Genomic DNA, 11,610 nt, shown 5'->3' with positions numbered 1-11,610 from the left:
CGGCGGTGCGCCTTGCCGGGCCGGGCCGGGTGTGTGACGTTGGCGGCATGGTGTCCCGGAGCGGAGCGGAGAAATGACGCAGGACGAAGCGGAGCGCGGGCCGCTCGGCGGGCGGACCGCGCTGGTCACCGGCGCGTCGTCCGGCATCGGCGCGGTCGTCGCGGAGGCGCTCGCGGAGGCGGGCGCGCGGGTCGGCCTCGTGGCGCGGCGCAAGGACCGGCTGGCGGACGTCCTCGCCCGGTGCCGCGTCCACGCGCCCGGGTCGGCGATGTGGACGGCCGACCTCGCCGACCTCGACGGGATCGACGACCTCGCCGCCGCCGTCGAACGCGAGCTCGGCGGCGTGGACGTGCTCGTCAACAACGCGGGCATGCCGAAGCGGCGGCGCGTCCAGGACATGTCCTCCGGCGAGGCCGAGGAGGTCATGCGGCTCAACTACCTGTCCCCGGTGCGGCTCACGCAGGCGCTCCTCCCCGGCATGGTCGCGCGCGGGCGCGGGCACCTGGTGGCGATCGGGTCGGTCGCGGCGCGGCTCGGCCCGCCGCACGAGGCGGCGTACGGCGCGTCCAAGGCGGCGCTCACCGCGTTCTGGGAGAGCATGGCCGTCGACCTGGACGGGACGGGCGTGCAGGCCCACGTGGTCCAGCCCGCGCTGATCGCCGGGACGGAGCTGTTCACGCTGCCCGGCAACGAGGAGCCGCTGAGCGACCTGTCGGACGCGCTGCCGCCGCGCGAGGTCGCGGACGCCGTCCTCGAACTGGTCGCGGGCGGCGGGTTCGAGCGGTACGTGCCGGGCTGGTTCGCGGAGATGGCGTCCGGCAAGGCCGCCGACGTGGACGCGTTCGTCGCCGGTGTCAAGGAGTGGACGCGCGACCGGCTGGAGTCCTGACCGGCCGCCGCCCGCCGGGGCGTGATCGGCCGGTGCACGGGGGATAATGACCCACACCTCACCGTCCGCCACCCCCGGAGGAACGACGACTCATGGCCACCGCCGGGCGTCCCGTGCGCGAGTCGCTGCTGGACGCCGCCGCCGCGCTCCTCGTCGAGCGCGGGTACCGGGCCGTCCGGATGCGGGACGTCGCGGCCGCCGCCGGGGTGAGCCGCCAGACCGTCTACAACGAGTTCGGCGACAAGTGGGGCCTCGCGCAGGCCGTGGTGATCCGCGACAACGAGCGGTACCTGGACGGCATCGACGCGGTGCTGTCCGAGCACGAGGACCTCTACTCCGCCGTGGTCGCCGCCGTCATGTTCACGCTGGAGACCTCGGCCGACGACCAGCTCAAGAAGCTCGTGCTGACCGGCGCGGGCGGCGACGAGCTGCTCCCGCTGCTCACCACGCAGGCCGAGCCGGTGCTGTTCACCGCGAGCGCGCGGATCACCGAGCACGGCCTGCGCCAGTGGCCGGAGCTGGACCGCGCCGCCCTCACCGAGATCGCGGACGCGGCGGTGCGGCTGACCGCGAGCCACCTCATGCTGCCGTCCGGGCCGCCGGAGCGGCTCGCGCACTTCATCGCGCGCATGGTCACCCGCTACCTCGGCGTCGCCGAGCCCGGCTGAGCACCGCCCCTCTCCTGCGTCAGTGCCCACTTACCGCGTGGGCTACGGTGGGCGCCTCACCGAGGAAGAGGGAGGCGCGGTGGACTTCGACCTGCCCGAGGGCGCGGTGGCCGTCCGCGAGGGCGTGCTGGCGATCGCCCGCAAGTACGACCAGGACTACTGGGGGCGCTGCGACGCCGACAAGCGCTGGCCGGAGGAGGTCTGGCGCGAGCTGGTCGACGGCGGCTGGCACAGCCTCGCGATCCCCGAGGAGTACGGCGGCGGCGGGCAGGGGCTGCTGGAGCTGGCGGTCGCGCTGGAGGCCCTCGCCGAGGGCGGCGCGGGCGGCGCCGCGTCGTTCATGTACCTGCTCACGCCCGCGTTCGGCGGCCTGACCATCGCCCGCCACGGGACGGAGGAGCAGAAGCGCGAACTCCTCCCGAGGATTGCCGTGGGCGAGGTCGAGACATGCTTCGCCATCACCGAACCGGACGCGGGCAGCAACGCGATCAACATCTCGACATTCGCCCGGTGGGACGGCGACTCGTTCCTGGTCAGCGGGCAGAAGATCTGGATCTCCGGGGTCGAGCGGGCCGACCACCTCGTTCTCGTCGCCCGGACCGTCCCCGCCGCCGAGGCCAGGCCGCGCACGTCCGGGTTCACCGTCCTCCTGGTGGACGTCAGGCAGGCCCTCGCCGACGGCACGCTCACCTATCAGCCGATTCCCAAGCTCGGGACGAACACGGTCGCGTCCAGCATGGTCTTCCTGGACGGCGTCCGCGTCCCCGCCGACCGCGTCGTCGGGGAGGCCGGCCAGGGGTTCGCCGTGCTGTGGGACATCCTCAACCCCGAGCGCGTCCTCGCGGCGGCGGGCGGCGCCGGGTCCGGCGCGCTGACGCTGCGGATCGCCTGCGAGTACGCCGCGCAGCGGGCCCCGTTCGGCACGCCGATCGGCGCGCACCAGGCCGTCGCGTTCCCGCTCGCGCGGATCAAGGCGCAGCTGGAGCTGGCGCGGCTGATGACCTACAAGGCCGCCTGGCTGTGGGACCGCGGCCGCCCCTGCGGGACGGAGGCCAACATCGCCAAGCTCACCGCCGCGGACGCGGCCTGGCAGGCGGCCGACCGCGCGTTCCAGGCGCACGGCGGCATGGCGTACTCGCTGGAGTACCCGGTCGCCCGCCTGTTCCGCGACGCGCGCATCGCCAAGAACATCCCGGTCGCGGAGGAGCTGGTACTGGCCCACATCGCCCAGCACGAACTGGGTCTGCCCAAGTCGTACTAGTCGCGGCAGGGGTCCGCGCCGGGCGGTCAACCGAAGTCGGGGCGGCGCTTCTCCCGGACGGCCGCGACGCCCTCCCGCACGTCCGGGCCGGTGAACCCGAAGAACTCCATCGCCAGGGACGCGTCGAAGGTCGGCCCGGCGAGGCGCAGCCAGTTGTTCAGGGCGTGCTTGGTCAGCGACAGCGCCTCGGCCGGTCCGGCGGCGAGCCGCGCGGCGACCTCCAGGGCGCGGTCGTGGACGTCGTCGTCGTCCACGCAGAGCGAGACGAGGCCGATCCGCTCGGCCTCCTCCCCCGTCAGGACGTCGTTGAGCAGCAGGTAGTACTTCGCCTTGGCCAGCCCGCACAGCAGCGGCCAGACGATCGCCGCGTGGTCGCCCGCCGCCACGCCGAGCCGGGTGTGCCCGTCGATGATCTTCGCGGAGCGGCCCGCGACGGAGACGTCGGCGAGCAGCGCCACCGCGAGCCCGGCCCCGACCGCCGGGCCCTGGATCGCGCTGACCACGGGCTTGGAGCAGTTCAGCACGTTCATCACGATGTCGCGGGCCTCGCGCATGATGGCGCGGCGGGCCGCGTGGTCGTCCATCATCTCCTCGATCATGGCGAGGTCGCCGCCCGCGGAGAACGCCGTCCCCTCGCCGCGGACGAGGACGGCGCGCACGGCGTCGTCGGCGTCGGCGTCCCGCCAGATCTCGCCGAGCTCCCGGTGCCCGGTCCGGTCGACCGCGTTGAGCCTGCCCGGCGTGCTGAGCACGACGCGCAGCACGCCCTCGCCCGCCCAGTCGATCTTCAGTCGCTCGTAGGCGTCATACCGCCCGCCGACCATGCCCGGCTCCCTCCCGCGTCCGCGCGCCGAACGCCGCGCGCAATCGTCGCACAGCGAACGCCATCGCCCGCGCGCCGGCGTCGAAGAACTCCGGGAGCAGGAAGAACGCGTGCACGACGCCGTCGTAGCGGCGCAGCTCCACCGGCACCCCGGCGGCGGCGAGGCGGCGCGCGTACGCCTCGGCCTCGTCGCGCAGGATGTCGCACTCCGCGGTGATCACGGTGGCGGGGGCCGTCCCGGCGAGGTCGCGGGCGCGCAGCGGGGCGAGCCGCGGGTCGGACGGGTCGGCGCCCGCGCGGTACAGGCCCATGAACCGGGCGAGCGTCCGGGCGTCCAGGCCGTAGCCGGACCCGTACTCGCGCCAGCTCGGCGTGTCCATCGCGGTGTCGGTCACCGGGTAGACGAGCAGCTGGTGGGCGAGCGGCAGGCCCCGGTCGCGGGCCAGCAGCGCGACGGCCGCGGCGAGGTTGCCGCCCGCGCTGTCGCCCGCCACGGCGACCGCGCCGGGCAGCGCGTCCCAGCGCCCCGGCTCGCGGGCCGCGGACGCGAGCACGGCCCACGCGTCGTCCACGGCGGCGGGGAACGGATGCTCGGGCGCGAGCCGGTACCCGGCGCTCAGGACGGCGCAGCCGGTGCCCGCCGCCAACTCGCGGCAGACGGGGTCCACGCTGTCGAGACCGCCGAGGACCCAGCCGCCGCCGTGCAGGTAGACGATCACCGGCAGCGGCCCTCGGCCGGGCGGCGCGGGACGGTACAGCCGCACCGGCACCGGCCCGCCGGGCCCGCGCACCGCCGCGTCGCGGACCAGCGGCAGCTCCCGCCGGACGGCCGGGGGCAGCGCCCCGACCGCCGCCCGCATCTCCTCGACCGTGGGCTCCGGGACGGGCCCCGGAGCCCCGCGTCCGTCCGGGGACGCGCCCGTCCAGGCGGCGAGGACGTCCAGGAAACGCACGGTCTGCGGATCCAACGGCATGCGGCGCGCTCCGGGCGGGTGTCGGGCTTCACGGACCTGGTCCGTCTGCCCCGCGAGCAGCGGATCAACCCGCTCAGCGGCCCGCGGCCTCCGCGACCAGGGCCTCGAACAGGCGCCCGTCGCTCCCCTCCTCCGGATGCCACTGGACGGCCAGCCCGAACCGGTGCCCCTGCAACTCGACGGCCTCGACGACCTGGTCGTCCGCCCACGCGACGGCGGACAGGCCCTTGCCGAGCCGTCCCACCGCCTGGTGGTGGTAGGTGGGGACGTCGGCGGCGTCGCCGAGGATCTTGCCCACCAGGCTCGTGGGGCTGATCCGCACCGGGTGCGAGCCGACCATCCCGATCTCGGGGGCGTGGTCCGCGTGGCCCACCGCCTCGGGCAGGTGCTGGATGAGCGTCCCGCCGCGCGCCACGTTGAGCACCTGCATGCCCCGGCAGATCGCCAGGAACGGCAGGTCGGCCGCGACCACGGCGCGGGCGAGCGCCAGCTCGAACCGGTCGCGCTGCGGCTGCGGCGGCCCCGTCTCGAAGTGCCGGTCGGCCCCGTACAGGTCGGGCGCGACGTCCCCGCCGCCCGCGAGGATCACCCCGTCGAGCCGCGCGACCAGGGCGTCCAGCCCGCGCAGGCTCGCGGCCGGGGGCAGCAGCACCGGGACGCCGCCCGCCCGCTCCACCGCCCGGACGTACGGCGCGGGCAGCAGCGCCGCCTCCCGCACCCACACCCCCCAGCGGGCCGGTTCCAGGTAGGCGGTGACGCCGATGAGCGGCGGCGCGGCCGCTCCCCCGGCGGACGGGACCGGCGCCCCGCGGATGGCCTCTGACATGCGTGTTCCCCCTCTGGTCGACACCGGCCCCAGGACGGCCGTCGACCGGGCGGCCTCGTGCGCCACCCGTCCCCTCGCGGCCGCCCGCCCCCGGGGCTGCTCCGGTCAGCTTGCCGTACGGGACGGATCTTCGCAGAAATTCTTGAATCTTCCACCGCGGAGTGCATTCTTCTCCCGGCGCGGCGCGGGCACGCGATCACAGCGGGGACGACACGCCAATACTGATCAGTATGGTTTTCCTTTCCGCTTAACCGTCAGTCACCGGCAATTGGTAACCGATTACGCTCGGAATCCAGTCGCGATCGCCGCGGGCAGCTGCGCTGGGCAGGCACGGATCCGCGTGCGAGAATCCCACGAACCCGGGCGGGGATTAGCGCGCGACCAGCGCGCGAGCCCCGGATCCGGCCCGCGAGACCTCAGGGGGCGAGCTCCCGGAATGGCACCGGAACCCGGAATACTCAAAGAATGCCTCACCCGCCTGGAAGCGGATCCGGCGGGCGCGACGAGCTATTTCTACGGCCGCCTGTTCGCCGCCGAGCCGCGGCTGCGGGCACTGTTCCCGCCCGCGATGGGCGCCCAGCACGACCGGTTCTTCCACGCGATCACCCGGATCGTCTGGAGCCAGGACAACCCCGAGGAGCTCGCCCGCCACCTGCGCGGGCTCGGCCGCGGGCACCGCAAGTACGGCGTCCGGCGCGAGCACTACGCCGCCGTCGAGGCCGCGCTGCTCGCCACCCTGCGCGCCTACGCCGCCGACGTGTGGACCCGCGCCGCCGAGCACGCCTGGACCGCCGCCTACCGCGAAGCGGCGGCGATCATGATCGACGCCGCGGAGCGGGACGCCGGGACCGCCCCGCCCTGGTGGGTCGCCGAGGTGACCGCGCACGACCGCCGCGACCACGACCTCGCCGTCCTCACGCTGCGGCCCGAGCGGCCGCTGCCGTTCCGCGCGGGGCAGCACGTCGCCGTGCAGACCGCGCGCTGGCCGCGCGTCTGGCGGACGTACTCCGTCGCCAACGCGCCGCGCGTCGACGGGACGCTGCGGCTGCACGTCCGCGCCCGCTCCGGCGGCTGGGTGAGCGGCGCGCTCGTCCGCGGCACCGCGCCGGGCGACACCGTCCTGCTCGGCCCGGCCGAGGGGACGATGACGCTCGACCCCGCCTCCCCGCGCGGCCTCCTGCTGATCGGCGGCGGCACCGGGCTCGCCCCGATGAGGGCGCTCGCCGAGCAGGCCGCCGTCTGCGGACGGGACCGCGACGTCCGCCTGCTCGTCGCCTCCCGGACCGCCCGCGGCCTCTACGACCTGGCCGAACTCCGCGGGCTTGAGGCCGCGTGCCCGGGGCTGCGGGTCGTCCCCGTCCTGTCGCGGTCGCCGGAGGAGGACGTGCCGGACGGCGCGCTGCGCGGGCGCGTCCCCGACGTCCTGCCCGCCCTCCTGGACGGCGTCCCCGGCTGGCACGACCACGACGCCTACGTGGCGGGGCCCGTCCCGTTCGTCCGGCGGACGGTCACCGCCCTGCAGCGGCACGGGATGTCGCTCGCCCGCGTCCACCACGACCTGCTCTCCGCCGAGGAGGAGGAGCCGGACGTCACCAGCCCGCCCGCTCCCGCAGGTATTCGCTGGTCCCCGCGTCCGCCGGATAGAACGACTCGATCGCCAGCTCCGCGACCGTGATGTCGACCGGCGTGCCGAACGTCGCGATCGTGGTGAAGAACGACAGCTCGCGGCCGTCCAGCCGCATCCGCAGCGGGACGAACACCTCGTGGCCCGGCGGCGGCGCGATCGCCTCGCCGACGTCCCCGGGGTAGCTCCGCAGCTCCCGGTAGAGCTGGGCGAGCGACGCGTCCGCGGTCAGCGCCACGTGCCGCCGCACCCGGTCGATCATGTGGGCGCGCCACTCCGCCAGGTTGAGGATCCTCCTCGCCAGGCCGTCCGGATGCATGCTCAGCCGCAGCACGTTCAGCGGCGGCTCCAGCAGCTCGGGGGCGGCGCCCTCCATGAAGAACGCGGCCGCGCCGTTGGCGTCGACCAGGTTCCAGAACCGGTCCACGACGACGGCCGGGTAGGGCTCGTGCCCGTCGAGCACCTGCCTGAGCGCCGCCCGGACCGAGTCCATCCTCGGCTCCTCGATCGGCGTCTCCTCGAACACCGGCGCGTACCCGGCCGACACCAGCAGCAGGTTCCGGTCGCGCAGCGGGACGTCCAGGTGCTCGGCCAGCCGCAGCACCATCTCCCGGCTCGGCGTGGAGCGCCCCGTCTCCACGAAGCTCAGGTGGCGGGTGGACACGTCCGCCTCGGAGGCCAGCTCCAGCTGGCTGAGCCTGCGCCGCTGCCGCCAGGCGCGCAGCCGCTCCCCCACCGGTCTCACGTCGCTCAACGCCGTCGTCACGGCCCCGACGCTACCCGCCGACCGATCATGGTGGCGATTACGCCCCAGGTAAAGGCCGCGCCGCACGGCCCTCCGGCGCTCGGGCGAGGTGCGTACTCCGCCACTCGCGGGGGTATTGGCGCTGGAACGTTCCCGCTATCCGGGGACGGGGCGAGCAAGCCAGAGGAGGACCAGCCATGGTCGCCACCAGCACGCCGATGAACCTCACCCGGGCCGCCCACGTCGGGATCTCGGTCTCCGACCTCGACGTGTCGATCGCGTTCTACAAGGCCCTGACCGGCCGGGAGCCCGTCGTCGCGGACGAGACCATGAACAGCGTGCCGTTCGGCGGATCCCAGGGACTGCCCGACGCGAAACTGCGGTACGCCACGTTCAACCTCGACAACATCGGCATCGACCTCATCCAGTTCGAGGAACCGGTCGGCCGGCGGACGGACGGCGCGGCGAACCGTCCAGGCTCCATGCACCTGTGCTTCAAGGTCGACGACTTCGACGCGGTGTACCAGCGCATGAAGGACGCGGGGTACGGCTTCCTCGGCGACGACTACACGTTCATCGCGGGAGAGGTCACTCCCGAGGCTGCGCTCGGCACCCAGGTCGCCTACTTCAACGACCCGGACGGCACCAACCTGGAGATCATCCGGCCCAAGGGCGGATTCGCCGCCGATTGACGTGCGAACCGCCCGGCACCTTTACGTTGTAGATTTTTTAGGGTCGCGAGCGGCGTCGGGCGGTCGGACGTCCGGACCGGTCAGACCTTGCGCCACTGCGGGACCCAGGTGCCGTCCTCGACGACGTAGTCGCCGAACAGGTCGGGGGCCTCCTTGCGCATCAGCTCGCCGATCTTGCCGAACAGCAGGCGGATCTCCTCCTCCGCGCCCGGCGCGGTGCGGTTCTCCAGGGTGTGGCGCAGCGTGCGGACGTTCGCCGTCCAGACCAGGCCGGTGCCGAGGCCCTCAGGGGCGAACCGCCGCATGAAGGACGTCTTGTGCTTCTTCTCCTTGAACGGGACACCTTCGTCGTCCAGCCGGAAGTGCCCGGCCATCCAGCCCTGGAACTCCTCCATCTGCTCCAGCAGCGCCGTGGCGCGCTTCATCAGCTCGGCGTCCTCGCGGGCCCATTCGGGGAACCAGAAGGGGATGTCCTGTAGCCGGACGAACCGCAGCGACTCCTGCGAGATCGCCACACCCGGACGGTGCCGCACCAGCTCGTGCGTCAGGACGCGGCTCACGTTGTGCAGGACGAAGCTGAAGCTGACGTGCTCAAGCACCGACCCGTGCAGGCTGCGCAGGATGTTCTCCAGGTACTCCCCCGAGTTCGTGCGGACCTTCTTCACGTTCGGGTTGAGGCCGGGCTCCCAGGAGCGGTAGCAGAGCCGCCCGGCGAACTCGGCGAGGTTCTGCGGGTCGTTCAGCTCGTCGTCGAGGTCGCCCCGGTCGAGCCGCTCCAGCCAGCTCTCGCCGCCCACGTCCCGCAGGTACCGGGCGACCTCGTCGTAGTCCAGCTCGGGCCGCGCGACGAGGAACACCTCAGGTTCGACGCTCTTCACTCTCGTTCCCCCTACGGGTCGGTTCCGTCGCCCCTAGCAAACCACCACGGCGGGGACGGCCGCGACCTGGCCCGGCGGCCGGACGTAATGAGCGTCCGAGATGACGCGCATGCCACACTGGGGGCGTTCGCGTCGACGGGGAGGTCCGATGCCGGCAGAGCTGAAAGTGCTGGGCGCGTGCCCGCTGGACTGCCCCGACGGATGCTCGTGGGTCGTGACCGTGAGAGACGGCGAGGCGGTCTCCCTGCGCGGCAACCCCGACCACCCGTACACGCGCGGCGCGCTCTGCGCGAAGGTCAACCGGTGGCTGGAGCGGTCCCGGCAGCCCGACCGGATCCTGCACCCGCTGCGCCGCGCCGGCCGCAAGGGCGAGGGGCGGTTCGAGCGGATCACCTGGGACGAGGCCCTCGACGAGATCGCGGACCGGCTGGACGGCGTCGTCCGCGAGCACGGCGGCGAGGCCGTCTGGCCGTACTGGGGCACCGGCACGCTCGGCTACCTCCAAGGTCTTGAAGGGTACACGGGACGGCGGTTCTTCAACGTCCTCGGCGCGTCCGCGCACGAGGCCGACATCTGCTCGGCCGCGGGCAGCGCCGGGCTGACCGCCTCGGTCGGCTCCCCCGGCGGCATGGACCCGGAGGACATCGCCCACGCCGGGCTCGTCCTGCTGTGGGGGACGAACCCGCTGACCAGCGGCCACCACGTGTGGAAGTTCGTCCAGCAGGCGCGGCGGAACGGGGCGCGGCTGGTCGCGATCGACCCGGTCCGGACGCGGACGGCCGCGCAGGCCGACGAGCACCTCGCCCCGCTGCCCGGCACGGACGGCGCGCTCGCCCTCGCCCTGCTGCACGTCGTCGTCGGCCTGGGCGCGCACGACGAGGAGTACCTCGAAGAGCGCACGCTCGGCTGGGCGGAGTTCCGGGAGCGGATCGCGGAGTTCCCGCCGGAGCGGGCCGCGCGGATCACCGGCGTCCCGGCCGACCGGATCGTCGCGCTCGGCGAGCGCGTCGCCCGGACCCGGCCGACCGCGATCAGGGCGACGCAGGGCCTCCAGCGGCACGCGGGCGGCGGCTCCGCGCTGCGCGTGATCTCCGCCATCCCGGCCGTGACGGGCGACTGGGCGCGGCGCGGCGGCGGGGTCGCGTTCTCGACGTCCGGGCACGTGAAGCTGAACAAGGCGGCCCTGTGGCGGGACGACCTGCGCCCCGGCCCCGTCCGGACGCTGTCGATGAGCCGCCTCGGCGAGGGGCTGCTCGACGTCCAGGACCCGCCGGTCAAGGCGCTGTTCGTCATGGCGGCGAACCCGGCCGCGAGCACCCCGCACCAGAACAAGGTGCGGCGCGGGCTCGCCAGGGACGACCTGTTCACCGTCGTCATGGACCTGTTCCCGACCGACACCGTCGACTACGCCGACATCGTCCTGCCGTCGACGGCGCAGCACGAGCACGCCGACCTGCACGAGGGCTACGGGCACCTCTACCTCACCTGGAACGAGCCCGCCGTGGCGCCGCCCGGCGAGTGCCTGCCCGCGACGGAGGCGTTCCGGCGGCTGGCGCGGCGGATGGGCCTGGACGAGCCGAGCCTCTACGACTCCGACGAGAGCCTGGCCGAGCGGCTGCTCGCCTCCGACCATCCGTGGATGGCGGGGATCACGCTCGACCGGCTGCGCAAGGAGGGGTTCGCGCGGATGTCCGTCCCGGACCCGTTCCTGCCGTTCGCCGAGGGCTTCCCGACCCCCTCGGGCCGGTTCGAGTTCCGCTCCGCCGCCGGGGGGCTCGCCGGGTACGTCCCTCCGGCCGAGGTCGCGGACGAGGAGCGCGCCGCCCGCTACCCCCTCGCACTGATCTCGGCGGCCTCGCACGAGTTCCTGAACACCCAGTTCGCCAACAACCCGGAGCTGCGGCGGAGGGCGGGCGCGCTGACCGTCCGGATGCACGGGGACGACGCGCGGGCGCGCGGCCTCCGCGACGGCCAGCCGGTGCGGGTCGGCAACGACCGGGGCGCGTTCGACGCCGTCCTGGAGATCACCGACACGGTGCGGCCGGGTGTCGCGGCGACGACCAAGGGGCACTGGGCCAAGCTCGCGGGCGGCGCGAACGCCAACGCGGTCGTCGCCGAGCGCGCCACCGACCTCGGCGGCGGCCCGGTCTTCCACGACACCCGCGTCGAGGTCACCGCGATCCCCGCCGACCAGGAGACGGTCAAATCGCGGTGAGCACCGGACCACGCT

Annotated in this window: 11 protein-coding genes; 6 read left to right on the top strand and 5 right to left on the bottom strand. The window is 74.1% G+C overall.

What is annotated here, in order from left to right; translation table 11 throughout:
• The first annotated feature begins 73 nt into the window (after nt 1-73).
• The 3 genes from FXF68_RS38620 to FXF68_RS38610 all read left to right on the top strand — a co-directional run bounded on the left by FXF68_RS38620 (nt 74) and on the right by FXF68_RS38610 (nt 2,818).
• Nucleotides 74-889, top strand: coding sequence for an SDR family NAD(P)-dependent oxidoreductase (locus FXF68_RS38620; RefSeq protein ID WP_148767773.1), 816 nt, complete (start codon nt 74-76; stop codon nt 887-889).
• A 92-nt stretch (nt 890-981) separates the two neighbouring features.
• Nucleotides 982-1,557 (top strand): TetR/AcrR family transcriptional regulator, encoded by a 576-nt coding sequence (locus FXF68_RS38615; protein WP_148767772.1) that lies wholly within the window; start codon nt 982-984, stop codon nt 1,555-1,557.
• 79 nt (nt 1,558-1,636) lie between these two features.
• Nucleotides 1,637-2,818, top strand: coding sequence for an acyl-CoA dehydrogenase family protein (locus tag FXF68_RS38610; protein ID WP_148767771.1), 1,182 nt, complete (start codon nt 1,637-1,639; stop codon nt 2,816-2,818).
• Nucleotides 2,819-2,844: 26 nt separating this feature from the next.
• Here FXF68_RS38610 and FXF68_RS38605 read toward each other — a convergent pair whose 3' ends face one another.
• From FXF68_RS38605 to FXF68_RS38595, 3 genes are all read right to left on the bottom strand, one after another.
• Complete coding sequence (locus tag FXF68_RS38605; protein WP_148767770.1) at nt 2,845-3,642, bottom strand: enoyl-CoA hydratase/isomerase family protein; 798 nt, start codon at nt 3,640-3,642, stop codon at nt 2,845-2,847.
• Nucleotides 3,623-4,615, bottom strand: a complete 993-nt coding sequence (locus FXF68_RS38600; protein ID WP_148767769.1) for an alpha/beta hydrolase — start codon at nt 4,613-4,615, stop codon at nt 3,623-3,625. Before FXF68_RS38600 ends, FXF68_RS38605 begins: the two co-directional genes overlap by 20 nt.
• A gap of 73 nt (nt 4,616-4,688) precedes the next feature.
• Nucleotides 4,689-5,441 carry a gamma-glutamyl-gamma-aminobutyrate hydrolase family protein gene (locus FXF68_RS38595; protein WP_148767768.1) on the bottom strand — a complete coding sequence of 251 codons (753 nt, stop codon included), beginning with the start codon at nt 5,439-5,441 and terminating at the stop codon, nt 4,689-4,691.
• Between the two features lie 436 nt (nt 5,442-5,877).
• Here FXF68_RS38595 and FXF68_RS38590 point away from each other — a divergent pair, with 436 nt between their 5' ends.
• Nucleotides 5,878-7,116, top strand: coding sequence for a globin domain-containing protein (locus tag FXF68_RS38590; RefSeq protein ID WP_148767767.1), 1,239 nt, complete (start codon nt 5,878-5,880; stop codon nt 7,114-7,116).
• On the opposite strand, the gene FXF68_RS38585 is transcribed toward FXF68_RS38590, so the two are convergent.
• The gene (locus tag FXF68_RS38585; RefSeq protein ID WP_148767766.1) at nt 7,031-7,831 is read right to left on the bottom strand and encodes an MmyB family transcriptional regulator; all 801 of its coding nucleotides are present in this window, start codon (nt 7,829-7,831) and stop codon (nt 7,031-7,033) included. The genes FXF68_RS38590 and FXF68_RS38585 overlap by 86 nt on opposite strands.
• Nucleotides 7,832-8,007: 176 nt before the next feature.
• Here FXF68_RS38585 and FXF68_RS38580 point away from each other — a divergent pair, with 176 nt between their 5' ends.
• Nucleotides 8,008-8,502, top strand: a complete 495-nt coding sequence (locus tag FXF68_RS38580) for a VOC family protein (protein WP_148767765.1) — start codon at nt 8,008-8,010, stop codon at nt 8,500-8,502.
• 80 nt (nt 8,503-8,582) lie between these two features.
• Here FXF68_RS38580 and thyX read toward each other — a convergent pair whose 3' ends face one another.
• Nucleotides 8,583-9,380, bottom strand: coding sequence for an FAD-dependent thymidylate synthase (gene thyX, locus FXF68_RS38575; protein ID WP_148767764.1), 798 nt, complete (start codon nt 9,378-9,380; stop codon nt 8,583-8,585).
• Between the two features lie 148 nt (nt 9,381-9,528).
• Between thyX and FXF68_RS38570 the strand changes: the two genes are divergently transcribed.
• Nucleotides 9,529-11,595 carry a molybdopterin-containing oxidoreductase family protein gene (locus FXF68_RS38570; protein WP_148767763.1) on the top strand — a complete coding sequence of 689 codons (2,067 nt, stop codon included), beginning with the start codon at nt 9,529-9,531 and terminating at the stop codon, nt 11,593-11,595.
• Nucleotides 11,596-11,610 lie beyond the last annotated feature (15 nt).

It is taken from the genome of Actinomadura decatromicini, assembly GCF_008121305.1.
Taxonomy (GTDB): domain Bacteria; phylum Actinomycetota; class Actinomycetes; order Streptosporangiales; family Streptosporangiaceae; genus Spirillospora; species Spirillospora syzygii.
This window is presented reverse-complemented; position numbering and strand designations above follow the sequence as displayed.